We start from the raw sequence: 26,669 nt of genomic DNA, 5'->3' as shown, positions 1-26,669 counted from the left end.
GGTAAGCGCACATCAATGAAGGAGACTGTCGTGTCGGCGAACAGCTTCGACGCCCGCAGCACGCTGCAGGTGGGCGACGAGTCGTACGAGATCTTCCGGCTGGACAAGGTGGAAGGCTCGGCTCGCCTTCCGTACAGCCTGAAGGTGCTGCTGGAGAACCTGCTCCGTACCGAGGACGGCGCGAACATCACCGCCGACCACATCCGTGCGCTCGGCAACTGGGACTCCCAGGCCCAGCCGTCGCAGGAGATCCAGTTCACGCCGGCCCGCGTGATCATGCAGGACTTCACCGGCGTGCCCTGTGTCGTCGACCTCGCCACCATGCGTGAGGCCGTCAAGGAGCTCGGCGGCGACGCGGCGAAGATCAACCCGCTGGCCCCGGCCGAGCTGGTCATCGACCACTCCGTCATCGCCGACAAGTTCGGCACCAACGAGGCCTTCGCCCAGAACGTCGAGCTGGAGTACGGCCGCAACAAGGAGCGCTACCAGTTCCTGCGCTGGGGCCAGACCGCGTTCGACGAGTTCAAGGTCGTCCCGCCGGGCACCGGCATCGTCCACCAGGTGAACATCGAGCACCTCGCTCGCACGGTCATGGTCCGTAACGGGCAGGCCTACCCCGACACCCTGGTCGGCACCGACTCGCACACCACCATGGTCAACGGCCTCGGCGTCCTCGGCTGGGGCGTCGGCGGCATCGAGGCCGAGGCCGCGATGCTCGGGCAACCGGTTTCGATGCTGATCCCGCGCGTCGTGGGCTTCAAGCTCACCGGTGAGCTCCCCCCCGGCACCACCGCCACCGACCTCGTGTTGACCATCACCGAGATGCTCCGCAAGCACGGTGTCGTCGGCAAGTTCGTCGAGTTCTACGGCGAGGGCGTCGCCGCCACCTCGCTCGCGAACCGCGCCACCATCGGCAACATGTCGCCGGAGTTCGGCTCCACCGCCGCGATCTTCCCGATCGACGACGAGACGCTGAAGTACCTCAAGCTCACCGGCCGCTCCGAGCAGCAGGTCGCGCTCGTCGAGGCGTACGCCAAGCAGCAGGGCCTCTGGCTGGACCCGCAGGCCGAGCCGGACTTCTCCGAGAAGCTCGAGCTGGACCTCTCCACGGTGGTCCCGTCCATCGCCGGCCCGAAGCGTCCGCAGGACCGCATCGTCCTCGCGAACGCCGCCGAGCAGTTCAAGACGGACGTACGCAACTACGTCGACACCGCCGACGAGGCGGGCAAGGAGTCCTTCCCGGCCTCCGACGCCCCGGCCAACCACCCCAACGGCGCCCCGTCCAACCCGGTCACCGTGACCGCCCCCGACGGCTCGACGTACGAGATCGACCACGGTGCGGTGACGGTCGCGGCCATCACCTCCTGCACCAACACCTCCAACCCGTACGTCATGGTCGCCGCCGCGCTCGTCGCGAAGAAGGCCGTGGAGAAGGGCCTGACCCGCAAGCCGTGGGTCAAGACCACGCTCGCCCCGGGTTCGAAGGTCGTAACCGATTACTTCGACAAGGCCGGCCTCACCCCGTACCTCGACAAGGTCGGCTTCAACCTCGTCGGCTACGGCTGCACCACCTGCATCGGAAACTCCGGCCCGCTGCCGGAGGAGGTCTCCAAGGCCGTCAACGACCACGACCTCGCGGTCACCTCGGTCCTCTCCGGCAACCGGAACTTCGAGGGCCGGATCAACCCCGACGTCAAGATGAACTACCTGGCCTCCCCGCCGCTGGTCGTCGCGTACGCCCTCGCGGGCTCCATGAAGGTGGACATCACGCGCGACGCGCTCGGTGTCGACCAGGAGGGCAAGCCGGTCTTCCTGGCCGACATCTGGCCCTCCGAGGCCGAGGTCAACGACGTCGTGGCGAACGCCATCGGCGAGGACATGTTCAACAAGTCCTACCAGGACGTCTTCGCGGGCGACGCCCAGTGGCAGGCGCTGCCGATCCCGACCGGCAACACCTTCGAGTGGGACGCCGAGTCGACCTACGTCCGCAAGCCCCCCTACTTCGAGGGCATGACGATGGAGACCACCCCGGTCTCCGACATCGCCGACGCGCGCGTCCTGGCCAAGCTGGGCGACTCGGTCACCACCGACCACATCTCCCCGGCCGGCGCCATCAAGGCCGACACCCCGGCGGGCAAGTACCTCACCGAGCACGGCATCGAGCGACGTGACTTCAACTCCTACGGCTCGCGCCGAGGCAACCACGAGGTCATGATCCGCGGCACCTTCGCCAACATCCGCCTGCGCAACCAGGTCGCGCCGGGGACGGAAGGCGGTTACACCCGCGACTTCACCCAGGCCGACGCGCCGGTGTCGTTCATCTACGACGCCTCGCGCAATTACATCGAGCAGGGCATCCCGCTGGTCATCCTGGCCGGCAAGGAGTACGGCTCCGGCTCGTCCCGCGACTGGGCCGCCAAGGGCACCGCACTGCTCGGCGTCAAGGCCGTCATCGCCGAGTCCTACGAGCGCATCCACCGCTCGAACCTCATCGGCATGGGCGTCATCCCGCTGCAGTACCCGGCGGGCCAGTCCGCCGAGACCCTCGGCCTGACCGGCGAGGAGGCCTTCTCCATCGCCGGCATCACCGAGCTGAACGACGGCACCACCCCCGCTACGGTCAAGGTCACCACCGACACCGGCGTGGAGTTCGACGCGGTCGTCCGCATCGACACCCCCGGTGAGGCGGACTACTACCGCAACGGCGGCATCCTGCAGTACGTGCTGCGCAGCCTGATCCGTAAGTAAGCGATCGGGCAAGCGGTTCCGCAACCGATCTTGGCAAGCGGTTCCGCAACGGATCGAGCAGCGGTTCAGCAAGCGGTAGGGCAAGCAGCACGGCCCGGTAGTGGAGGGCCGCATCCCCGTCGGCGGGGGTGCGGCCCTCCGCCGTGCCGCCCGGACGCCGGACCCTGTAGCCGCCCGGTGCCGATGCCCCTTTGGGTCGTGGCATCTGGCATCTGGCATCTGGCAGTCGGCGGGCCTGTCCGGGGCCCGGGAAGGGAAACCGTGCGCCGTCAAGGGCCGGCCCAGGTGGGAAGAAACCCGAAGAACCCCGGTTCACACGGCTTCGGCTCAGTCGGAGCACAGGGTTCCCCCAGCCAACCGGGACAGGATCAGGACATGGCTGGCATCTCCGGTACCCGAAGCGGACGGGTCCGTGTTCTGATCGTCGACGACGAGCCCGCGCTCACCGAAGTGCTCTCCGTGGCCGTCACCGAGGCGGGCTGGCGCCCCTACCCGGCCGCCGACGGACACAGCGCGCTCAGGATCGCGCGCGGCTGCGCTCCGCACGCCGTCGTCCTCGACGGCATGCTGCCCGACCTCGACGGCATCCAGGTGCTGCGCCGTCTGCGCTACGAGAACCCCGAGCTGCCCATCCTCATGCTCACCGCCCGCGACGCCCTGGAGTTCCGCATCGACGGGTTGGCGAACGGGGCCGACGACTACGTCACGAAACCGTTCTCGCTGGAGGAGGTCGTGCTGCGACTGCGAGGGCTGTTGCGCCGGTCTGGTGCCGAACGGAGCCGCACCGACCACTCCGTACGCGTTCTTGGCGACCTGGTGGTGACCGGCGAGTCCCGCGAGGTACATCGGGACGGTTCGCGGATCGCCCTGACCGCCAAGGAGTTCGAGCTGCTCAGCCTGCTGATGGCGCACCCGCGGCAGGTCCTGAGCAAGACACAGATCCTCGACCACGTCTGGACCAGCTCCTTCGACGGCGGCGGAAACCTCGTCGAGGTGTACATCTCGAGCCTGCGCCGCAAGCTCGACCGAGGCCGCCCACCCATGATCCACACCGTGCGGGGGCTCGGGTACGCCATCAGGCCGGTGGAGGACGGAAGATGAGGATTCGTCCGAGCAACCTCCGCCCGCAGGGTGCCGGTTCGAGGGAGGTTCGGTCTGCCGGTGCCCGTCCGGCAAACGCCCCTCCGAGCGATGCCCGCCCTGGGGATGCCCGTCCAGGGAGTGTCCGACGGTGGGATTTCCGTAGGGCGGAAGCCCGTTCGCGGGGTGGATCCCTGCGCACCCGTCTCCTGATCTTCATCAGCGTCGTTCTCGTCGCCGTGTGCGCAGTGATGGCACTCACCACCGTTTTCGCCCAGCGTGCCTACCTGCTGGGCAATCTGGACGACCGTGTCACCAACGCGGCAGAACGCAGTCTGGGTGGCGCCTCCCTCCACCCCGACCTGACGCAGGACCTCACCTTCCTCAACGAGAGCGGCCATCCGGCCGGGATGCTCGCCGCCCGTCTGGACGCGGACGGCACCGTTCTCGCGGCGGCGACGGTGGGCCAGGACGCTCCGCCGCAGAACCTCACGGAAACCCAGATCGCGTCCCTGAAAGGCATCGCGACCGACGGCGGCCTGCACACCCGGACGCTCCCGGGCCTGGGCACCTACCGCTTCACCGCGCTCGACAACGACGGTGTACGCGTTCTCACCGGACTTCCGATGGACGACGTCCAGGACATGATCAGCGGCCTGGTGGTCGTGGAGGCGGTCGTCGCCGCGGCGGGCCTGACCGTGGCCGGCTGTGTCTGCGCGGTGGTCATACGACGACAGCTGCGCCCCCTCGGCAGGGTCGCCGCCACCGCCGTCGAGGTCTCGCACGCCCCGCTCTGCCGCGGCGAGGTAACCGGTCTCACCAGGGTTCCGGAACGGGACACCTACCCCGGAAGCGAGGCCGGTCAGGTGGGCGCCGCCCTGAACCGCATGATCGACCACGTGGAGTCCTCGCTCGCCGAACGCCAGCGCAGCGAGGAGCGGATGCGCCGCAGCGAGGAACGCATGCGCCGCTTCCTGGCCGACGCCAGCCACGAACTGCGCACCCCCCTCGCCTCCATCGCCGGATACGCGGAGCTGATGAACCGGGGAACGGACCGCATCGAACCGGGACTGGCCTGGCGCCGGGTGACGGCCGAGTCGGCGCGGATGACGGGTCTGGTGGAGGACCTGCTGCTGCTCGCGCGGCTGGACGAGGGCAGGCCGCTGCAGTCCACCGAGGTGGACCTCGCGGCGCTCGTCGCCGAGACGGTGTGGGACGCCCGGGCCGCGGGCAGCGGTCACGACTGGCAACTGGAGCTCTGCCTCGACGAGGCGCCCCTGGTCCTCGGTGACGAGGCACGCCTTCACCAGGTGGTCGCCAACCTGTTGGCCAACGCACGGGTGCACACACCTGCTGGCACGAGTGTCGTGGCGGTGGTGGAGGCACGGCGGGGGAGGTGCGCGGTGCGCGTGCGGGACGACGGCCCCGGCATCCCGCCCGACCTCCTCCCGACGGTCTTCGAACGCTTCACCCGCGCCGACGCGTCACGGGCCCGCGCCACCGCGGGCAGCGGCGCCGGCCTCGGCCTCGCCATCGTCGCGGCGATCACGTCGGCCCATGGCGGTCACATCGGCGTGCACAGCGAACCGGGCCGCACGGAGTTCACGGTGGAGCTGCCGCTTGCGGCGGAGACCGGCGCGGACACCCTGACCTGGAGTCCACGGGTGTCGGTGCGATGAGCTGAAGCGCCGCCGAGGGGATCGAGTCGGCAAGCCCCGCCACACCATGCGGGGACATCCCGCGGCTTGATCACCACGCGCAAGCCGACCCGTGCCGCTCGGCCGCCCCGGTTCGGAAGGCTTCGGCTGACACCGGTCAGGCGCCAAGAAGCCGCTGTCCACGACGACGATTCGACAGCGCCGACCACACCGATCGCATCGACAGCGTCGGCCACATCGGTCGTCTCGTCGCGGCGGGCCACCACAGCGGTTCGCACAGGGAAAACGGCAGAAACAGACGATCAGCCCTGTTCCAGTCGACAACGCGCCCGACGAACCGTCGCGGTTCCCGTGTTTCCTCGTGCTCCAAAAGCCACCTCTTCAGTTTCCCTCAGTTTCCGCACCCAAAGTCGTCCCCGGCCCGGCACTCCGTCACGGACGTGCCAACGACGAAGGGAGCCAGCGGAGATGACCGGAAGCATCTCGCCGAGACCTACTTCGCCTGAATGGGAGGTACGGCCGCCGAATCCGCTTTCTACTGCCGGATCCAGAGCCCGGTCATCTGGATCGAGGTCGACTGCCAGTCGCCGTTCGCGTTCGGCTCGCTGTACGGCGAGACCAACGGCGGGGCCCCGACGCAGCAGCATCTGCATTGCGTGGTCCGCACGCCCAACGGCAACGACTACGGCAAGGAACATCTGCGCCGGCACCTCCAGACGTCGCCGCACCACCACTGACCGCCGACGTTTCTCAGCAGCGCCGTACGCGCCCGTTTACAAGTGGGCCGTACGGCGCTACCTTCCGCCACAGGTGAAGTGGGAGCGCTCCCACATCTGCTCGAGTCCGGCGGACCGGAACCTGTCGGGCTCGGGTCCGGGAGGCTCCCACTTCACGCCCCCACACCCGCATCCGCAGTGCACCCCATGCACGCACGGTCCGTACACGGAAGGCGGACTCATTTGCCATGCAAACTGTCATGATCACGCCAGAATCGCGGTCGAGGTTACGCACCCGGGCCCTCCTCCTCGTCCTCCTCGCCCTGCTGGCCACCGTCCCCGCCCTGGGCCTGATCGTCACGACCGGCGGCAAGGCCGAGGCTCACGGCACCCCCATGAAACCCGGCAGCCGCACGTTCCTGTGCTGGCAGGACGCGCTGACCGACACCGGTGAGATCAAGCCGGTCAACCCCGCCTGCAAGAACGCGCAGCAGGTAAGCGGTACCACGCCGTTCTACAACTGGTTCTCGGTGCTGCGTTCAGACGGGGCCGGCCGTACCCGCGGCTTCGTGCCGGACGGCGAGTTGTGCAGCGGCGGCAACACCAACTTCACCGGGTTCAACGCGGCCCGCAGCGACTGGCCGCTCACCCATCTCACGTCGGGCGCGAGCGTCGACTTCTCCTACAACGCCTGGGCCGCGCACCCGGGTTGGTTCTACGTCTATGTGACCAAGGACGGCTTCGACCCGACTCAGACCCTCACCTGGGACGCGATGGAGAGCCAGCCCTTCCTCTCCGTCGACCACCCGCCGCTCAACGGCAGTCCGGGCACGGTCGAGGCCAACTACTCCTGGACCGGCCAACTCCCGGCGAACAAGTCCGGACGGCACATCATCTACATGGTCTGGCAGCGCTCGGACAGTGCCGAGACCTTCTACTCCTGTTCCGACGTCGTCTTCGACGGCGGAAACGGCGAGGTAACCGGCATACATGAACCGGGCAACCCGACCGAGCCCGTTCCCGGTACCTGCACGGCCACTCGGCGGACCACCAACAGCTGGACCGGTGGCTACCAGTCCGAGGTGACCGTCACCAACTCCGGTGACGTTGCGATGCTCGGCTGGATGGTCGACTGGACGCTGCCCAGTGGTCAGTCGGTGGCCAGTCTGTGGAGCGGCAACGCGACGTACAACGGGCAGGCGGTGATGGTCCACAACGCCGACTGGAACGGCTCGTTGAGTCCGGGCCAGAGTGCGACGTTCGGATACGTCGTCTCCGGTTCGGGCGGCGACAGCGCGACGAGCCTTCCCTGCCGGGTCGGCTGAGCGGGAGCAGCTCAGGGCGGGCCCGGTGGGTGGTGAGCCGCACACCCACCGGGCCCGCGAGCCGGGCCTGCCCCAGGGGGGGGAGCGGGGCGGTCCGGGGTGTCCCCGCCCGGACGGTGTCACGGACGGGGATCGCGTTGCGACAACGTTGTCTGAACGTCGCTCGGAAGACCCTACCGGGTCAACGCGTGTAGGAGCCAGCTGAGTTGGAAGCAGGTTGGCCGGGACACGTCTGCCCGTGCCCAGGTGCCTTCGTACCTTCTCGCGCCGGGGTGCGTGATCGCTTCGGTCCCGAGCGTGGAGCCATTCATCGCGGCAGCACCCGGATTCCGGCGGGACGCGCAGCACCGGCTGTCGCGGGAGGGTGGTGGCGTGATGCGGACGTCAGCTGTTCAACGTCGCCACGAGCCAGTGGAGTTGGCGTGCCACCTGCTCTGCCTCGCCGCCCTCGTGACCGTTGAACGGATACGCGTGCATCTCCCGCCGGGGATCGGGACCGCCGCTCAGCTCCCCGTACCGGTTGAACGCGGCGTACGCCCCGCTCGGCGGGCAGACCGTGTCGCGCAGGCCGGTGCCGAAGTGGGCGGGAGCCTGGGCGCGGCGGGCGAAGGAAACGCCTTCCATGTAGGAGAGCGTGCGGTAGGCGGTTTCTTCGGCGCCCCGGTGAACAGAGAGAAAGGTGGCGATCTCGCCGTACGGACCTGTGTCGGTGAGGTCCAGGGCGCGCCGGATCCCGCACAGGAGCGGGGCCGTGACCACGAGGGCGGACAGGTCGGGGATCAGGCCCGCGACAGCGAGGGCGAGTCCGCCGCCCTGGCTGTTGCCGGCGGCGACCGTGCGGGTGGGGTCGACTCCGGGTAGCTCCCGAGCAGCCGTCACCGCTCGCACCGCGTCCGTGATCAGGCGGCGGTAGTGGTAGTCGTGCGGGGAGCGCAGGCCGTGAGCGGCCGGACCGGGGCCGCCGGGTGCGGTGGCGTGCGGGTCGGGGGTGGCGCCTCCGTTGCCGTACTGGTCGCCCTGGCCGCGGTTGTCCATCAGCAGGTGCGCGTAACCGGCGTTCACCCAGGTCAGGCGTTCGTGGGGGAGACCGCGACCTCGTCCGTAGCCGACGTATTCGACCACCACCGGAAGCGGTTGCCGAGCGCCTGCAGGCAGGCTGAACCAGGCGCGCACCGGATCCCCCGCGAAGCCCCGGAACGTCACGTCCCAGGTGTTCGTGAGGCGGAGACCGGTTTCGACGGGCTGCACCGCCACCAGGGGGGCCGGCTGCCCGGCCTCCCTCAGGGTGTCCCTCCAGAAGGCGTCGAAGTCGTCGGGCTCGTCGGGTTCGGGGCGGTGGCGTTCCAGCTCCGGCAGCGGCAGGTCGAACGCGGGCACGGGGCACCTCGCAGAGGTTGTGGGCGATCGATCGTTGCGTAGATCAGACAGAAATTTGCGGTGGACCGTAGCACTCAATTTCCCGGTTCTACCCTGCCGGTGACGGAATCCAACACCTTGCTCCGTCCCACCAGTCCGCCGTGCAGCACCCATTGACAGCGCTTTCCATGAGCCCTTACGTTGCCGCAGAGTTACCGGTAAGGGCACGAAAGTTTCGAGATCACGCGCTGCGAATCGAGCGTTTCGAACACCGCCCCGGGAGGCCCGAGCATGAGCACCTCCACCACATCGGCTCCACCCCCAGGAACGCAGGACCCGCCGCCCAAGACCCGGCACGGTCCAGAGCATCCGGTCACCGCGCGCCGCGGCTGGCGGCGGGCGCTGCGCCGGGACTGGCAGCTGTACTCGCTGGCCGTGCTGCCGCTGCTGTTCTTCCTGGTCTTCCGTTACCTGCCGATGATCGGAAACGTGATCGCGTTCCGCCGCTTCGAACCCGGCGGTTCGATCCTGGGGGAGCGGTGGGTGGGGCTGCGCTATGTGCGGATGTTCCTGACCGACCCCACCTTCTGGCAGGTCTTCCGCAACACCCTGTGGCTCGGCGGACTGACGCTCGTGTTCTGCTTCCCCATCCCGATCGTCCTGGCACTGCTGCTCAACGAGGTGCGCCGACGCTCGCTGAAACGGTTCGTGCAATCGGTTTCGTACCTTCCGCACTTCCTGTCGGTCGTGATCGTCGCGGGCATCACCATGCAGATGCTGGCCACGGACGGCCCGGTCAACCATGTGCTCGACTGGTTCGGCCACGATCCGGTCCGGTTCATCCAGGAACCCGGCTGGTTCCGTACGATCTACGTCGGCTCGGAGATCTGGCAGACCGCGGGATGGGGCACGATCCTCTACCTCGCCGCGCTCACCACGATCGACGAAGACCTCTACGAGGCTGCTCGGATCGACGGCGCGAGCCGCTGGCGGCAGATCTGGCACGTCACCCTGCCCGGTATCCGCCCCACCATGATCACGTTACTGATCCTGAACATCGGCACGTTCCTGGCGGTCGGCTTCGAGAAGGTCCTGCTGCTCTACAACCCGCTGACCTACCCGACGGCCGACGTGGTCTCGACCTACCTCTACCGAGCCGGCGTCGAGTCCAACAGTTTCAGTTACGCCGCCGCGATCGGTCTGTTCGAGGCGATCATCGGGCTGGTGCTGGTCACGGGCGCCAACCAACTGTCGCGTCGCGCGGTGGGGACGAGCCTGTGGTGAGCCTCCTGACGTCCCGTGCTCCGCGCCCGCGCACCTCCGTGAACCAGCCCACGCGTGGCTACCGCGTCTTCCAAGGCGTGAACGGCGTGATCCTCACCCTGGTCGTGCTGGTGACCCTCTATCCCTTCGTCAACATCATCGCCCGGTCGTTCAGCGGAGAACGTCAGATCCGCGCCGGTGAGGTGACCCTGTGGCCCGAGGGGTTCAACCTCACCACGTACAGAATCGTTTTCCACGACTCGATGTTCTGGCGAAACTACGGAAACACCGTGCTCTACACGGTCGTATCCACCGTCATCGCGATGGTTCTGACGACCTGTTACGCCTATGTCCTGTCGAAGAGGAGCCTCAAGGGGCGGGGTGTTCTCGTCGGCGTCGCCGTGTTCACCATGTTCTTCACCGGCGGGCTGATCCCGAACTACGTCCTGGTCACCAGCCTCGGCCTGAAGAACTCCGTCTGGGCGATCGCGCTGCCCAACGCGATCAGCGTGTTCAACCTGCTGGTGATGAAGGCGTTCTTCGAGAGCCTGCCGACCGAACTGGAGGAAGCCGCGGAGATCGACGGTCTGAGCACCTACGGCATTCTGCTCAGGGTCGTGCTGCCGCTGTCCAAGGCGGTCATCGCGACGATGGTGCTCTTCTACTCCGTGTCCTTCTGGAACTCCTGGTTCTCCGCATACCTCTACATGGACCGGACCGAACTCATGCCGGCCACCGTCTATCTGCGCAACCTCATCTCCGGTGCCACCACGGGTGGCAACGCGGGCGCCGGTACGGAGCAGCTGAGTCAGGTGGGGGCCAACATCCAGGCGGTCACGATCGTCCTGACGTCGCTGCCCATCCTCTGCGTCTACCCGTTCGTCCAGCGCTACTTCGTCTCGGGCGTGATGCTCGGCGCGGTCAAGGGCTGAGAGTCGTCCCTCTTACGGAACAAGGGAGTATCCGTGAAGAACGCCGGTCAGCTGTCCCGACGTCAGATCCTCACCGCCGCAGGTTTCATCGGCCTCGCCACCCTCACCGGGTGCGGCAGCGGCGACGACGCAGAGGACTCCAAAGACCTCTCCAAGAAGCAGAACGGCGCGATGAAGGAGTACCGGGCGGGCCAGCAGTTCAAGGCGTCGAAGCCGCTTTCCTTCTCGGTCCTGCACAACAACAACCCGGTCTACCCGTTGAAGGGCGGCTGGCTGTTCTGGAAGGAACTCACCAAGCGCACCGGTATCACGCTGAAACCCGTAGCGGTCCCGCTGAGCGACTACGAGAAGAAGCGCAGTGTCCTCATCGGCGCGGGCGACGCCCCGTTCCTGATTCCCAAGACGTATCACCCGTCGGAGGTCGCCTTCGTCTCCTCGGGCGCGATCCTTCCGGTCAGCGAGTACGTGCACCTCATGCCCAACTTCCAGGACAAGGTCAGAAAATGGAAGCTGGAACCGGAACTCGACTCCATCAGGCAGTCCGACGGCAAGTACTACCTTCTCCCCGGGCTGCACGAGAAGGCCAAGTCCGGCTACTCGCTGTCCTTGCGCACGGACGTCCTCGACCGGCTCGGCCTGAGCCTGCCCACCACCTGGGACGAGGTGTACGACGTCTTCAAGGCGATCAAGGGCGAGTACCCCGATCGATACCCGTTCACCGATCGCTGGAGCACCAACACCCCTTTTCCGGCGGCCGCGCTGCTCAGCTACCTCGGCCAGGCCTACGGCGTGAGGGCGGGCTGGACCTACGACAACATCAGTTTCGACGCGAAGGCCGGTGAGTTCGTCTTCACCGGCACCACGGACGGCTACCGCCAGATGATCGAGTACCTGCGGAAACTGGTCGCCGAGAAGCTGATAGACCCGGAGAGTTTCACCCAGACAGACGACGACGCCGTGCAGAAACTGCTGGGCGAGAAGTCCTTCGCGATCAGCGCCAATCCGCAGGAGCTGGTCCAGAACTACCGCTACAACCTGGAGAAACAGGTCAGCGGAGCGAAGATCGAGATGGTGCCGGTGCCGCTCGGTCCGGCCGGGCCGGTGGTGATGGGCGGCGCCCGGCTGGAAAACGGTGTCATGGTCTCCAGCAAGGCGCTCAAGAGCGACACCTTCGTCGCGATGATGCAGTTCGTCGACTGGCTGTGGTATTCGGACGAGGGGCAGCGGTTCGCCAAGTGGGGTGTCCAGGAAGTCACTTACACCCGCGCCGGCGACCAGTACAAGCTGGAGCCGGGCATCACCCTCATGGGCTCGGACCCGGATGCCCCGAAGGACCTGCAAAAGGACTACGGCTTCTTCAACGGTGTGTTCACCTACGGCGGCAGCTGGGCGCTGGTCTCCTCTTCCTTCAGCCCGGACGAGAAGAAGTTCCAGGACGCGATGGCCCGACGCGAGCAACTGCCGATCGGCCCGGCCCACCCGTTGCAGTCCGTGGAGCAGGAGCAGGCATCGCTGTGGGACACGCCCCTGAGGGACCACGTCACCCAGAACACGCTCAAGTTCGTCATGGGCAAGCGCTCGCTGTCCGAATGGGACGACTACGTGACCGAGTTGAAGGCCAAGAACATGGATCAGCTCGTCGGGTTGCACAACAAGGCGCGTGAACGCTTCAAGAAGGAGAACGGGTGAGCACTGTTCCCGCCGAGCCGACAGGCCGACTTTCCGAGGCCTGGCGATTCTGTGTGGGCACCGGACGGATCGAACTCGCCCTGCGTCGCGACTACCAGGACTCCCTCGCCCTGATCCAGCGCGAAATCGGCTTCCGATACATTCGCGGCCACGGCCTGCTCAGTGACGGTATGGGCGTGTACCGCCCGTACGACCATGAGGGAACCCGCCGCACCCATCACTCCTTCACCTACGTCGACCAGGTCGTCGACGCCCTTCTGGCGGCGGGCATCCGCCCCTTTCTCGAGCTCGGTTTCATGCCCGTGGAACTGGCCTCCGGAACCCGGACCGTCTTCTGGTGGCACGGCAATGTCACCCCGCCCCGCTCACACCGCGAGTGGGCCGACCTGGTGCGTTCCACCCTCGCTCACCTTGTCGACCGCTACGGCCTCGACGAGGTGAGCACCTGGCCGATCGAGGTGTGGAACGAGCCGAACCTGCCCGACTTCTGGCAGGACGCGGACGAAAAGGCGTATCACCGCCTGTACGAGGTCACCGCGCACACGGTGAAGGAGGTGGACGCCGGTTTCCAGGTCGGAGGCCCGGCCATCTCCCCGGGCGCCGACGACTGGCTGGAGCGGTTCGCCGAGTTCGCAGAGCTTCGGGACGTGCCCGTCGACTTCGTGTCGAAGCACGCCTACACTTCCGGCCCCGCGCAGCACGTGCCGTTCGGCGTCCACCAGACCCTGGCCCCGGCCTCCGGCCTGCTCGACCAGTTCGCCACACCCCGCGCACTCCTCAAGGGAACCCGGCTGGCCGGGCTACCGGTGCACATCACGGAGTTCAACTCCTCCTACCGCCCGGACAACCCGATCCACGACACCGCTTTCCACGCCGCATACCTGGCGCCGGTGCTCGCACACGGCGGTGACCTCGCCGACTCCTTCTCGTACTGGACATTCAGTGACATGTTCGAGGAAACCGGTGTCCCCACGTCTCTCTTCCACGGCGGGTTCGGACTGCTCACCCACCGGCAGATCAGGAAACCGACGTACCACCTGTACGCGTTCATGGCGCGGATGGGCCCCGCCCTGCTCGCGCGCGGCGACGACCACTTGGCCACCCGCCACCCCGACGGCAGGATCACGGTCCTGGCCTGGGCGCCCGTCGACCCGACCGGCGAGACCCCCGGCCCCGGGCGGCATGCGCTGCGGCTGTCCCTTCCGGTCGTGGCGCGTGAGGTCTTCGTCCGCCGGTCCACCGTCGACGACGAGCACGGAAACGCTTACAGCGCCTGGCGCCACATGGGCAGCCCACGGTCACCACGGCCCGGGCAACTCGACATCCTGCACGAGGCCGCCGAACCCGCCCGCAGCCACCGGCGGCTCACCACCTTGGAGGGCCGCGCCGAACTGGACCTCACCCTGTCCCGCCACGAGATCACCCTCGTCGAACTCACCCCTGTCACCGACGAGACCCCGCCCTGGTGGGACGAACGACGGCTGCTCGGCGAGGCGGCGGCATGAGCGCGGTAAGCGCTTCGACACCGATTTCCGCCCCCGCCGCGTATCCGGCGGAGAGACCTCACGAAGCGCCCCGCGCGGGATTTCGATACCGGTTACCCGCCCTGCTGTCGCCGACCACCGCGCAGCAGGGCCGCCCGGGCCGCGGGCCGAAGGATTCCGGAACCGGTTACCCCCGCCGCAGCCCGCCGACGGCAAGGAAATCCTCATGAGCACCGCGACCACCGCCGGCGGATTCGGCACCGGACCTCTGTCCCGGGCCGCCGCCCTCCTGCACACCCTCCTCACCGTCGAGGCCCTGCTCCTCGCGACGGCCGCCCCCGGACTCGTCGGCCTGCTCCTCCTCGACCCCGAACCGGCGAACCTGCCCCTCGCCGCCTGCTGCCTGCTGCCGCTCGGCCCGGCCCTGTCCGCCGCGCTGTACGCCCTGCACCACCGCAGCCGCGACCTCACCGACCTCCACCCGGCCCGCTGCTACCTGCGCGGCTGGCGCCTCAACGCCTTGCCCGCGCTGAAGCTCTGGGCACCGCTGCTGGCCTGGCTCACCATGATCGTGTTCACCCTCACCCACTTCGCCGCCACCGGGCTGCCCCGCTGGTGGGCGGTGCTCCTCACAGTGATCGGCGTGGCCGCGCTCCTCTGGGGCGCCCACGCGCTCGTGCTCACCTCGCTGTTCGCCTTCCGCGCCCGTGACACCGCCCGGCTCGCCGCGTACTTCCTGCTCCGGCGGGGCCGCGCCACCCTCGCCGCAGCCTCCCTGCTCGTCCTGGCCGGAGCTCTGACCGCCCTGCTCACGGAAGCCCTGCCCGCTCTGCTGGCCGCACCCCTGCTGCTCTCTCTGCTGAGGTCGAGCGGCCCGGTGATCGTCGAGACCCAGGAGGACTTCACCGTATGACCGACCCCGGCACCGGCCCCGAGACCCGACCCGACACCGGAAACGACGGCCGGCTCCCACGCACCGACAGGATCCCGTACGGCGGCGACTACAACCCCGAGCAGTGGCCGCAGGACGTCCGGGACGAGGACCACCGCCTGTTCACCCGGGCCGGAGTGGACACCCTGACCGTCGGCGTCTTCATCTGGTCGCTCACTCAACCTGACGAAAACGCTTACGACTTCACGATCCTCGATGACATCCTCGACCGCGCCGCCGCCGAGGGCCGGCAGGTCTGCCTGGCCACCGGGACCGCCGCCCTCCCGCCCTGGCTCGCCAGGAAGTACCCCGAGGTGAACCGCACCGACTTCGAGGGCCGTCGGCACCGCTACGGTCAACGGCACAACTTCTGCCCCAGTTCGCCCGCGTACCGTCGACTCGCCGCGGCTCTGGCCGGCCGCCTCGCCGAACGGTACGCCGATCACTGCGCGTTGCTGGCCTGGCACATCAACAACGAGTACGGCGGCGCCTGTTACTGCGACCTGTGCGCCGACGCCTTTCGCGGCTGGCTGCGCGAGCGGCACGGCACGCTCGACGCGCTCAACGACGCATGGTGGACGACCTTTTGGTCGCACCGCTACACCGACTGGGACCAGATCGAGCCGCCGAGCGCTCTGACCGAACACTGGCGCGGCCCCGACCACACCGCCTTCCAGGGCATCACCCTCGACTACCAGCGCTTCATGACGGAGGCCCTGCTCGGCTGCTTCACCGGCGAGAAGGAGGCGATCCGCGCCCGTGACCCCGACACCCCCGTCACCACCAACCTCATGGGCACCTACCGCCCGCTCGACTACCACCGCTGGGCGCCCCACCTCGACTTCGCCTCCTGGGACAACTACCCGCCCCTCGACGCCCCGCCCACCCGGCCTGCCCTCGCCCACGACCTGATGCGCGGCCTCAAGGACGGCGCCCCCTTCTGGCTGATGGAGCAGACCCCGTCCACCACCGCCTGCCGCGACGTCAACCCCCTGCGCCGACCGGGCGAACTCCGCCTCGCCACCTGGCAGGCCATCGCTCACGGGGCGGACGCCGCCCTCTACTTCCAGATGCGCGCCTCACGCGGCGCCTGCGAGAAGTACCACGGTGCGGTCATCGGCCACGCGGGCCGCGACGACACCCGCGTGTTCCGTGAAGTCGCCGCCCTCGGCCGGGAACTGGGAGAGCTCGGCGCGGCCACTCTGGGCGCCCGGACCCCGGCCCGCACCGCGCTCCTCTTCGACTGGGACAGCTGGTGGGCGCTGGAGATCTCCGACGGCCCCTCGCGGCTGGTCCGTTACCAGGACGTCGTACACGCATACTACCGAGCCGCCCGCGAGGCAGGAGCCGACGTCGATGTCGTGGCGGTGACCGCCGATCTCACGCCGTACGACGTGGTCCTGGCCCCCGTACTCCACCTCGTCAAGGGAGACCTGGCGCAACGCCTGGAGGCGGTGGCCCGACGAGGCGGAACCGTCCTCGCCACCTTCCTCACCGCCCGCTGCGACGAACACGACCGCGCCTTCCTCGCCGACGTCCCCGGTCCGCTGGCCCCCCTCATGGGTATCCGCATCGACGAATGGGACGCCCGGCCCGACGACGTCGAACAGCCCCTCCAGCTCGGAGATTTGGTGGTGCGGGCCCGGCTCGTCTTCGAGCTCGTCCAGCTCCGCGGCGCCGAAGCGGTCGCCACCTACGGCGCCGACTTCTACGCCGGCACCCCGGCCGTCACCCGTCACCACTTCGGCGCTGGACAGGCCTGGTACGTGGCGACCGCCCTCGACCAGCCCGGCGTCGCCCACGTCGTCCGCCGGATACTCGCCCGCCACGACCTGATCGGCCCCTACGCCGACCACCACACCGTGGAGACCACCACCCGCGTCGCACCCGACGGAACCCGTCTCCTCTTCCTCCTCAACCACGCCGCGGAGCCGTCCTCGTTGCCCGCCCACTCCGCCGCGACCGACCTCCTCACCGGCAAACGGCTCGAGCCGGGCGATGTGCTCACCCTGGACCCGCTGGGCGTGGCAGTCCTGCGGCTTCAGTAGATCGTGCGTCCCCGGGCGTCCGGGATTCCTGACTTCCGCAGGAAGTAGCTGTTCACCTGGTCCCGCCACTCGCGTGCGCCGCGCACCTGCTCCTCGTACCGTTCCGCCACGCGCGCGTGCCACGCCGGCTCCACCAGGTCCGCGAGGCCCGCCCACACCCGGCGGGCCTCCTCGGCTTCCTCCACGCCCTCGAAGTGCGTGTCGTAGATATGCTGCACAACCGTTTTCCCGCTGCTCAGCACATGCCCGTACGGCACATGGTGGAAGAACAGCAGAAGCTCGTCGGGACACGACGCGGCCGACTCGTACAGTTCGGCCCAGGGCCTGGCGTACTGCGCCGTGTACCCCGTGCCGGTGGCCGCGCTCCGGTCGACGCCGATCCCGTCCCGGTCGGCGAAGTGGTACGTCCCCCACGGGCTGTACTCGTAGCCGTCGACACTCGGTCCGTAGTGGTGGCCCGGCTGCACCATGAAGCCGACGCCGAGCGGAGCGGTGTACCTCTCGTACGTCCGCCAGGAGCCGTGGAGCACCGCCCGCAGCCCGGCGGCCAGCCGCTCCGAGGCCGAGGGGAAGGTGAGCGCGATCCACTCGTCCAGGACCCGATGAGGGTCGGCGGCCGGTTGCCAGGCGAGCCGGCCGAAGGTGTAGAGGTTCGCCTGTGCCAGTGGATGCCCGGTCCAGAACGGGTCGTCCCCGACGTTGGCCACCGCGACCAACCCGCCCAAGGCCAAATCCCCTACGCTCGGGTGCTGTTCTCCATCGGGCCGGAAGCGCAGGGCCTCACTCCACATGGGCCCCAGCCAACACGCGTGCCGTTGCTGCCCGGTGTACTCCTGAGTGGCCTGCACCTCCACAGCGACCCGGGTGCGCGGCAGGGCTCCCAGCACCGGCGAGACCGGCTCACGCACCTGGAAGTCCATCGGCCCGTGCTTCACCTGGAGCACGGCGTTGTCGGCGAACTTCCCGTCCAACGGGGCGAAATGGTCGTACGCGGCCCGCGCCCGGTCCGTCGAGCGGTCCCGCCAGTCCTGGTGGTGGTCGTACACGAACGCCCGCCAGTGCACGGTGCCACCGTGCGGCGCGAGCGCCGCGGCCAGCATGTTCGCGCCGTCCGCGTGCGAGCGGCCGTAGGTGAACGGGCCCGGCTGGCCCTCGGAGTCGGCCTTCACCACGAACCCGCCGAAGTCGGGGATCACCGAGTACACCTCCCGCACGGCCTGCGCCCACCAGCCGCACACCGTCTCGTCCAGCGGGTCGGCGGTGGTCAGGCCGCCGAGCACGATCGGCGCGGCGAAGGTCACGGACAGATGGGTGCGGATCCCGTACGGACGCAGCGTTTCTGCGATCTCGGCGACTTCCGCGATCCGGTCGGTCAGCAGGTGCGCCTCGGTCTCGTGCACGTTGACGTTGTTGACCGAGACGGCGTTGATCCCGCAGGCCGCAAGAAGTCTGGCGTACGCCCGTACCCGCTCCGAGTGCTGCCGGGCCCGCCCGTTCTCCCAGAAGAGCGAGCCGCCCGCGTACCCGCGCTCCACCTGGCCCATCACCGGATGCACGGCCACGTTGTCCCAGTGGTCCAGCATCCGCAGCGCTGTCGACGGACGGTGTGCCTCACGCGCTCGAGTGCCCCGGAAAGCGTTCTCACCGAGCCGTATGACATGGAACAGGCCGTACAGCAGGCCGCGTTGACCGATCGCCGTGACGAAGGTGGTTTCGTCGGCGCGCTCGATCACGAACCCCTCTGCCCCGAGTTCACCGACATCCGCCGGGCCACCGAGGTCACCGACACCACCGTGACCCGGACCGATGCCGCCGGAGTCACCGGCCACCGCCACCCGCAGCACAAGGTCGTACGAGGACCGGGCGCCCGACTCGCCTCGATCTCGTACGACCACCTCGCCACCGAACTGTGCGCAGGCGTGGACCAGTTCACCGTGCACCGTGCCCACCACAGGGCCCGAGCCGCCGACCAGCGTTCGCCGGCTGCCCACCGGCCGGAAGGCCTCCGGTGGCAGCCAGGCGGGGTCGATTCCCTCGGGCAGGACGGCACGGTGAGCGGCATGGTCCCTCCGGGTGGTCCGGGCCTGCCTAGGCGATCGCCGAGCCGGTGCCGCGGGCGGCGCCGATGAGGTCGGTGAGGGCCGCGTCGTCGTAGACGGAGATGTCGACGTAAGCGCCTTCGGGCAGATCGAAGTCGATGACCTGGTAGTCCAGCACCGCCGTGGTCCCGGGCGGGCTGAAGGTGCCCAGGTTGTGGCTCACGCCGCCAGAGGTGTAGCCGACCTTGACGTAGTACGTGTCACCGTCGTTGGCGGTGTCGTACACCCACAGCTTCTCGTCGTTGGGGTGGAACTCCACCTTGCCGACGAACGCCCCCGAGTTGGTCAGCTCCATCTTCACGGCTTGGCCGCCGGCGTCGTTCGCGAAGTACGTGTTGTCGAACGGGTCGGTGAGGTTGCCCCCGCTGCACGGGCAGTTGTCGGTGTCGTAGTAGTAGGCCTGGAACACCGGGTTGGGGCTGTACGCCTGCGCCGGAGCCGCCGTCGCGAACAGGGCCCCCGCTCCCAGCGCCGCACCCGCGAGCAGTCCTGTGAACCGTCTGATGATGCTCATGTTCCGTTTCCCCCTCCATGACGGGCCGCCCGGTGTCCGCGGGCGGCCTGATCATTCTGGAAGACGAGTGACGCCCGGTACAGCACGCCATCGCTGTTGGTTACCAGATCAGGACAACAACTCCACTTCGGCGAGGCTGACTTGACCCGCGCCGGCATTGGCGGGCGTGTTGTTCGTCGCGCTCTCGGTGCCAGGACCTCCCGGTTCGCCCTCGGCGCCCGTCCCTCCCGTGCCGCTGTCGAGGACCAGCCGGTAGTGCGCGTACGTGCCCGGCCGCTCGAGCGTGAAGGCGCGTGTCTGCCGGTCCCACGGGAAGGTCTCGCCGGCGCGCCGGTCCAGGTCGGTCCACGTCAGGCCGTCAGCGGAACCCTGGAGTACCCAACCCGTCGGTGCCTGAGTGTGGTCGGCCGACGTGAGGGTGTACTGCACCGCTCTGGTGCCGGTGGTGACCGGCAGGGCGAGCGCGCCCGACACCGTTTCCTGCGTCGCCGACGTGTCGTCGAACAGCGCGCCCGCTCCCTTCAGCGCGTCCGTGCGCGGCGCCGGCGCCTTGTCGTCCTGCGTGATCGAAACCGGCCCCGCGTTCTTTCCGGACCCCCACGACGAGGGCCGCGGTCCCATGTCGAACTCCAGGACACCGCCGTTGGCAAGCAGCGCGTGGGGCAGAGAAGTCGTCTTCCAGGCACGGCCGTTGACCTTCAGGTCCTGTACGTACACGTTCTCGGCGCTGTTCTTCGGCGCCTTGACCACCAGGTCCTTGCCGTTCTCCAGGTGCACGGTCGCCTTGGTGAACAGCGGGGACCCGACGGCGTATTCGCCGCTTCCCATCACCAGCGGGTAGAAGCCGAGTGCGGAGAACAGGTACCAGGCCGACTGCTCGCCGTTGTCCTCGTCGCCGTGATACCCCTGCCCGATCGAGCTGCCTGTGTAGAGCCGTGCGAGCACCTCGCGGGCCTTCGCCTGCGCCTTCCACGGCTGCCCGGCCGCGTCGTACATGTAGATCGCGTGGTGGGCGACCTGGTTGGAGTGCCCGTACATGCCCATCCGCACGTCCCGCGCCTCCGTCATCTCGTGGATGACGCCGCCGTACGAGCCCACAAACTCTGGGGAAGCGGTTTCCGGTGTGGCGAAGTAGGCGTCGAGCTTCTTCGCCAGACCGTCCCGGCCGCCGTACAGGTTGGCAAGGCCACGGCTGTCCTGCGGGGCGGTGAAGGCGTAGCCCCAGCCGTTGGTCTCGGTGTAGTCGTAACCCCACACGCGCGGGTCGTAGGTCGGCGACGGCACCCGCCAGTCGCCCTTCTCGTCCTTCCCCTGGAAGAACCCGGCCTTCGTGTCGAAGAGGTGCACATAGCCCTGCGCGCGGTTCAGGAAGTAGTCGGCTTCCTCCCGGTAGTGCTTCTCACCGGTCTGCCGGTACAGGCCCTGGCCCATGCGGGCGATGCCGTAGTCGTTGAGGTAGCCCTCCAGCGCCCACGACAGGCCCTCGTGCGTGGCCGTGCCGGTGTAGCCGAGGAAGGGCGAGGTGGCCATGCCCTTGCGGCCCACTCCCGACGCGGGGGGCACGACCGTCGCGTTCTTCAGGGCCGCCTCGTACGCGGCCTTGGCGTCGAAGCCGACTCCCTTGACGAACGCGTCCGCGAAGGCGACGTCGGACGAGGTGCCGGTCATCAGGTCGGCGTACCCGGGCGAGGACCAGCGCGAGGTCCAGCCGCCGTCCTTGTACTGCTGGACGAACCCGTCGGTCAGCGCCCCGGCCTGAGTGGGTGTCAGCAGGGAGTAGGCCGGCCAGGTCGTCCGGTAGGTGTCCCAGAAACCGTTGTTCACGTACACCTTGCCGTCCACGATCTTCGCACCGGTGTGCGTCGGGGTGTCCGGGCCCGGCATGGGAGAGAAGGGCGACGCGTACTTGTACGTCGAACCGACCTTCTCGAAACCGGAGTTGGGGTACAGGTAGAGCCGGTACAGGCTGGAGTACAGCGTGCTGAGCTGGTCCTGGCTCGCGCCCTCGACCTCCACGGTGCCGAGGAGCTTGTCCCACTGCTGCCGGGCGCGCTGCTTGACCGTGTCGAAGTCGGTGTCCTGCGGGATCTCCTGTCGGAGGTTGTCACGGGCCTGGTCGACACTGATGAGGGACGTCGCCAGGCGCAGGGTGACCGTGCGGTCGGCGCCCGCGTCGAAACGCAGGTATCCCTTGACCCCGCTCGATGAACCCTCCGTCACCGGGGCGTCGAACTCGCCGTACACGAACAGCCGGGTCGCACCCGTCGACAGTCCCGACTTCACGTCCGAGTAACCGGTGACGACCCCTGCTTCCTTGTCCAGGGTCAACCCCGCCTGGTCGGTCACGTTGTCGAAGACGACGCTCGCGTCCGAGCCCGGGTAGGTGAAGCGCAGGGCGGCCGCATGGTCGGTAGGCGTCATCTCCGCTGTGAGACCGTTCTCGAAACGGACTCCGTAGTAGTACGGGCGGGCGGTCTCGTTCACATGCCGGAAGGGCAGGGCCCGTGCCGTCCGCCCGGTGTCCGGGACGCCTGCCGCGGCCGACGGCATCAGCTGGAAGGTCTGCCGGTCGCCCATCCACGGACTCGGCTCGTGACTCGCGCTGAACGCCTGGATCGTCGGCAGGTTGTCCGCGTTGTTGGCCCGCGCGTAGTCGTACAGCCAGCCGAGCGAGGACGCGTTGGTCACCGGCGTCCAGAAGTTGAAGCCGTGTGGCACGGCCGTGGCGGGAAACGTGTTTCCGCGCGAGAAGCTTCCGCTCGAGTTGGTGCCGCGGGTGGTCACCGCGTAGTCCGACAGATGCGCCTTCGCCGCCTCAGGGGCGGGGGTGCGCAGCGCGATGTCGTCCACCCAGCCCCTGAACCGGGACGGCCCGCCGGGGGAGTCGTAGGCGATGAGAATCCGGTCGACGGTCTTCCCGGCCGCCACCGTCCCGATCGCCGACTTCACGTCGTTCCACTGGTTGACGTACAGCACCTTCGCGGCGCCCTGCCCGCGAGGCGACAACGGGAAGCCGTACTGATCGCTCGCCCCGAGTCCGCTCAGGTACGTGCCGTCCGTGAAAGCAAGGTCCACGGAAACGTTTGTCGCGGCGTAGTCACGGTCGCCGTCCGCCATCCCGGGAAAGATCCGGTACGCCAGTTGTGTGCGGGCACCGACCCGGACATTCACGTCGAAAACCTTGTTGTACGAGTACGCGTGGCCGGAAGCGGTGTGCCGACCCGCGTAACGCAGCGCACGTCGCCCGCTGAACCCGGCGCCCGCCTTCGCGGTCGGTGAGCCGCTCGGGCCCCGGTCGACGACGGTGAGCATGTCCGGCGGGACGGGCCCGTCGCTGCCGCCCGTGCCGAACCGCACGTCGGCGAGCTGGAGGATCCCGGCGCCGTGGTTGCGGGTGACCTCCAGCCGGAAGTGCCGGTACTCGGCCGGGGCCGCGAGGGTGTACGTACGGGTCTGGAACCGTCCGGTGAAGGACTCCCCGGAGCGGGTGTCGAGGGGTGTCCAGGCGGTGCCGTCCGCCGAGCCCGAGAGGGTCCAGTCGGCGGGGTCGCGCTCGGCGGAGTCATTGGCCGAGGTGAGTGCGTAAGCGTTTACCCGCGCGGGCTCGGCGAGGTCGAACTCGACCCACCCGGTGGACGCGAACGCCAGCCACTTGGTGCTCGCCTCGCCGTCGACGAGGTTCTCCTTCACCTCGCCGCCGGCCGTGTTCTCGGCGCTCGCCCGGACGTCCGTGACCCGGTCGGTCACATCGCCGGGGAGCCCGCCGCCGTAGCCGCCGTCCACCCCCGAGGCCCGCTTGGCGCCGCCCGGCGTGGTGTCGACGGTGCTCTGCCAGTCGGGGGCGTGTTCACCCGCCTCGAAGGACGAGGCGAACCCCCGGCCCGGTACCGGCACCGGGGAAGGCAGCGCGACCGCCGTCCCCTGTGCGCCGACCGTCATGACCAGAGCAGCCGTGATCACGACTGCCCGCAACCGTCTCAACCGTCGCATGCGAGAGCACCCTCCCCGCGCCGGACAACGCCCCGGACAACGTTGTCTTCCTATGGCGCAGGAATCAGTAGGTGGCCAAGTGGACAGTGATGTCAAGGATGTTGATTGCGTCAGGCGGGGCCCATGTCATGCAATTTTCCGGCAAGCCACCCACCGGCCGGTCATATTTCCGGGAGGTCTCAACTCGGAAAAGACCAACGGCCAACCTTGCATTCGATCTTGCTCCGTTGGCAAGAAGTGGACTATACCTGTCGGCGATTCACTGTCGAATCCGGCGATGGCGTCCGACCGCATGATCCGTACGACCGCATGATCCGTACGACCCTGCTTGACCTGACCGCGGTGCCGGGAAGGATCCGGTGCACCGCCTGAGTCCTGGAGAAGGCGAGGACTTGAGCATGGGATCCCACTCCGAGAACATCGGCTCCGACAAGAACGGCTCCGTAGGGGTCGGCCGCCGAGACCTGATCAGGAGATCCGCGGCGCTCGGCCTGATCTCCGTCCCCACGATGAGCTTTCTGTCCGCCTGTGCCAGCAGCGGCGGGGGCGACGAGGACAAGGCCAAGGCCGGCAAGAAGACCGCGAAGAATCCCCTCGCGGTCAACGAAACCGCCCAGCTGGAATTCGTCCTGTTCGACGGCGGTTTCGGCAAGGAGTACGCCGAGGACGCGGTCAAGATCTACGAGAAGAACTTCCCCGACGCGAAGGTGAAGTTCTCGGCCACCCAGAAGATCCAGTCGACCCTCCAGCCCCGCTTCAACCAGGGCACGCCGCCCGACCTCATCGACAACTCCGGCGCCGAGCAGATGGACATGGGCGTGCTGGTCGGCAAGAAACAGCTTGCCGACCTCACTCCGCTCCTGGACGCCGCGTCCTACGACGACCCGAACAAGAAGGTGCGCGACACCCTGCGGCCCGGCATCGTCGAGATGGGCCAGTTCGACGGCGACCCGGTCTGGATCATGTACTACGCCTACACCGTCTACGGCGTCTGGTATTCGCAGAAGGCCCTGGACTCGCTCGACGCCACGTACCCCGAGACCTGGGACGAGATGCTCGCGGTCTGTGAGAAGGCCAGGAAGAAGGGCATCGCGGGTTGGACGTACGCGGGCAAATACCCGTACTACCTCCCCTTCTCGCTGTACCCGATGATCGGCAAGGTGGGTGGTCGCGAGGTCCTCGACGCCATCGACAACCTGGAGCCGAACGCCTGGAAACACCCGGCGGTAAAGGCTTGCTTCGACGCCTACTACGAGCTGTTCGCGAAGGGTTACGTCCTCAAGGGCACCCCGGGCCTGGACCACATCCAGTCGCAGACGGCGTGGGCCAAGGGCAAGGCCCTGTTCATCCCCAACGGCTCCTGGGTGGAGAACGAGTCGGCGAACGTCATCCCCGCCGACTTCGACCTGGCCGTCTCCGCGCCCACCGGCATCGACTCCTCCGACAAGATGCCCTTCGGCACCATCTGGGCCTCGGGCGGCGAGCCGTTCGTCGTACCGGCCAAGGCGAAGAACACGGCGGGAGGCATGGAACAGCTGCGCATCATGCTCAGTGAGGCGTCCTCCAAGAACTTCACCTCGAAGGTCAAGTCGCTCACCGCGTACAACGGAGGCACCGACGGCATCACCCTCACGCCCGGCCTCAAGTCGGGCGTGGCGGCTCTGGACAAGGCCGGCGAGAACGTGGTGAATCCGCGGCTTCAGGACTGGTATGTCCAGCTGCAGAAGGAGAAGATCGGGGTGTCCGGCCTCGGCGAGATGATGGCCGGCCGGCTCACTCCGGCCGAGGCGATCAAGAAGATCCAGGGCTACGCCGACGAGGCCGCCAAAGACACCTCGATCAAGCATTACAAGCACCAGTGACGGTGGGAATCACGGCGAAGTATCCATAAAAGCACCGGAGTGGCGATGCAGCACGGCAAGTACCGGTTCATCGTGGGGTTCCTGGCGCTCCCCCTGGGACTGTACGCGCTCTTCGTGGTGTGGCCGTTCATCCAGTCCATCTACTACTCGTTCACGGACTGGACCGGCCTGAGCCCCGAATTCAAGATGGTCGGCCTGGACAATTACCGGAGGATGCTGGACGACGAGATCTTCTGGAAGTCCTTGCAGCACAGCTTGATGTTCGCGGTCGCGCTGCCGGTGGTGACGATCGGCCTGGCGCTGTTCTTCGCCTTCATGATCAATGTCGGTGGACGGCGAAGGAAGGGCGGCCCCGTGATCTCCGGGGTCCGGGGCTCTTCCTTCTACAAGATCGTGTACTTCTTTCCGCAGGTGTTGTCGATCGCCATCGTGGCGCTGCTGTTCGCCTTCGCCTACAACCCGGACAGCGGCGCGATCAACTCCTTCTTCCGGGGGATCGGGCTGGACGGCCTCCAGCCGCTCTGGCTCGGCGACCCGGATCTCGCGCTGTGGTGCGTGATGGCGGTGCTGGTCTGGTCCACGGTCGGTTTCTTCGTGGTCCTGTTCTCGGCGGGCATGGCCTCCATCCCGGCGGACCTGTACGAGGCCGCACTGCTCGACGGCGCGGGCCGGGCCGCGACGTTCTTCCGCATCACCCTGCCCCTGCTCTGGGACACCGTGCAGTCGGGCTGGGTCTACATGGGGATCCTCGCGCTCGGCGCCGAGTCGTTCGCGGTCGTGCAGATCATGACGACCGGACCGGGCGGCCCCGACTACTCGACCACCGTCATGGTCCTGTACGTGTACCAGAAGGCCTTCCGTGACGGTCAGGCCGCCTACGCCACCACCATCGGCGTCGCCCTGCTCGTCGTGACGCTGGCGTTCGCCGCGGTCGTGATGCGGCTGGGACGGCGCGAGCGGCTGGAGTACTGACG

17 protein-coding genes are annotated in these 26,669 nt (G+C 68.1%); 13 read left to right on the top strand and 4 right to left on the bottom strand.

Annotated elements, in window-relative coordinates; translation table 11 throughout:
- Positions 1–30 precede the first annotated feature (30 nt).
- The 5 genes from acnA to QQM72_RS33475 all read left to right on the top strand — a co-directional run bounded on the left by acnA (position 31) and on the right by QQM72_RS33475 (position 7,527).
- Entirely contained in the window at positions 31–2,748 is a 2,718-nt protein-coding gene (acnA, locus tag QQM72_RS33495) for an aconitate hydratase AcnA (protein WP_314224589.1), read from the top strand.
- A 375-nt stretch (positions 2,749–3,123) separates the two neighbouring features.
- The gene (locus QQM72_RS33490; RefSeq protein ID WP_314224588.1) at positions 3,124–3,849 is read left to right on the top strand and encodes a response regulator transcription factor; all 726 of its coding nucleotides are present in this window, start codon (positions 3,124–3,126) and stop codon (positions 3,847–3,849) included.
- Positions 3,850–4,079: 230 nt separating this feature from the next.
- Positions 4,080–5,507 (top strand): HAMP domain-containing sensor histidine kinase, encoded by a 1,428-nt coding sequence (locus QQM72_RS33485; RefSeq protein WP_314224587.1) that lies wholly within the window; start codon positions 4,080–4,082, stop codon positions 5,505–5,507.
- A 485-nt stretch (positions 5,508–5,992) separates the two neighbouring features.
- A complete protein-coding gene (locus QQM72_RS33480; protein WP_314224586.1) occupies positions 5,993–6,223 on the top strand; it encodes a DUF3500 domain-containing protein in 231 nt (76 codons plus the stop codon).
- Positions 6,224–6,462: 239 nt separating this feature from the next.
- A complete protein-coding gene (locus QQM72_RS33475) occupies positions 6,463–7,527 on the top strand; it encodes a lytic polysaccharide monooxygenase auxiliary activity family 9 protein (protein ID WP_314224585.1) in 1,065 nt (354 codons plus the stop codon).
- A 384-nt stretch (positions 7,528–7,911) separates the two neighbouring features.
- On the opposite strand, the gene QQM72_RS33470 is transcribed toward QQM72_RS33475, so the two are convergent.
- Positions 7,912–8,904 carry an acetylxylan esterase gene (locus tag QQM72_RS33470; RefSeq protein ID WP_314224584.1) on the bottom strand — a complete coding sequence of 331 codons (993 nt, stop codon included), beginning with the start codon at positions 8,902–8,904 and terminating at the stop codon, positions 7,912–7,914.
- A 270-nt stretch (positions 8,905–9,174) separates the two neighbouring features.
- Between QQM72_RS33470 and QQM72_RS33465 the strand changes: the two genes are divergently transcribed.
- The 6 genes from QQM72_RS33465 (at position 9,175) to QQM72_RS33440 (ending at position 17,230) form a co-directional block, all read left to right on the top strand.
- Entirely contained in the window at positions 9,175–10,167 is a 993-nt protein-coding gene (locus QQM72_RS33465; RefSeq protein WP_314224583.1) for an ABC transporter permease, read from the top strand.
- Entirely contained in the window at positions 10,164–11,078 is a 915-nt protein-coding gene (locus QQM72_RS33460; protein WP_399079591.1) for an ABC transporter permease subunit, read from the top strand. The genes QQM72_RS33465 and QQM72_RS33460 overlap by 4 nt, the downstream gene beginning before the upstream one ends.
- Before the next feature lie 33 nt (positions 11,079–11,111).
- Positions 11,112–12,767, top strand: coding sequence for an ABC transporter substrate-binding protein (locus tag QQM72_RS33455; protein WP_314224582.1), 1,656 nt, complete (start codon positions 11,112–11,114; stop codon positions 12,765–12,767).
- Positions 12,764–14,272 (top strand): GH39 family glycosyl hydrolase, encoded by a 1,509-nt coding sequence (locus tag QQM72_RS33450; protein ID WP_314224581.1) that lies wholly within the window; start codon positions 12,764–12,766, stop codon positions 14,270–14,272. Before QQM72_RS33455 ends, QQM72_RS33450 begins: the two co-directional genes overlap by 4 nt.
- Positions 14,273–14,477: 205 nt before the next feature.
- Entirely contained in the window at positions 14,478–15,164 is a 687-nt protein-coding gene (locus QQM72_RS33445) for a hypothetical protein (protein WP_314224580.1), read from the top strand.
- Positions 15,161–17,230, top strand: coding sequence for a beta-galactosidase (locus QQM72_RS33440; protein ID WP_314224579.1), 2,070 nt, complete (start codon positions 15,161–15,163; stop codon positions 17,228–17,230). The genes QQM72_RS33445 and QQM72_RS33440 overlap by 4 nt, the downstream gene beginning before the upstream one ends.
- On the opposite strand, the gene QQM72_RS33435 is transcribed toward QQM72_RS33440, so the two are convergent.
- From QQM72_RS33435 to QQM72_RS33425, 3 genes are all read right to left on the bottom strand, one after another.
- Entirely contained in the window at positions 17,224–19,221 is a 1,998-nt protein-coding gene (locus tag QQM72_RS33435; RefSeq protein WP_399079585.1) for an alpha-glucuronidase, read from the bottom strand. The genes QQM72_RS33440 and QQM72_RS33435 overlap by 7 nt on opposite strands.
- A 97-nt stretch (positions 19,222–19,318) precedes the next feature.
- Complete coding sequence (locus QQM72_RS33430; protein WP_314224578.1) at positions 19,319–19,843, bottom strand: hypothetical protein; 525 nt, start codon at positions 19,841–19,843, stop codon at positions 19,319–19,321.
- A gap of 108 nt (positions 19,844–19,951) precedes the next feature.
- Positions 19,952–23,782, bottom strand: coding sequence for a GH92 family glycosyl hydrolase (locus QQM72_RS33425; RefSeq protein WP_314224649.1), 3,831 nt, complete (start codon positions 23,780–23,782; stop codon positions 19,952–19,954).
- A gap of 449 nt (positions 23,783–24,231) precedes the next feature.
- Between QQM72_RS33425 and ngcE the strand changes: the two genes are divergently transcribed.
- Entirely contained in the window at positions 24,232–25,695 is a 1,464-nt protein-coding gene (gene ngcE / locus QQM72_RS33420) for an N-acetylglucosamine/diacetylchitobiose ABC transporter substrate-binding protein (RefSeq protein ID WP_314224577.1), read from the top strand.
- A gap of 45 nt (positions 25,696–25,740) precedes the next feature.
- Complete coding sequence (locus QQM72_RS33415) at positions 25,741–26,667, top strand: carbohydrate ABC transporter permease (RefSeq protein ID WP_314224576.1); 927 nt, start codon at positions 25,741–25,743, stop codon at positions 26,665–26,667.
- Positions 26,668–26,669: the final 2 nt, after the last annotated feature.

It is taken from the genome of Streptomyces zaehneri, assembly GCF_032248645.1.
Lineage (GTDB): Bacteria > Actinomycetota > Actinomycetes > Streptomycetales > Streptomycetaceae > Streptomyces > Streptomyces coriariae.
The sequence above is the reverse complement of the archived record's forward strand: the minus strand, read 5'-3'. Positions and strand labels throughout refer to the sequence as shown.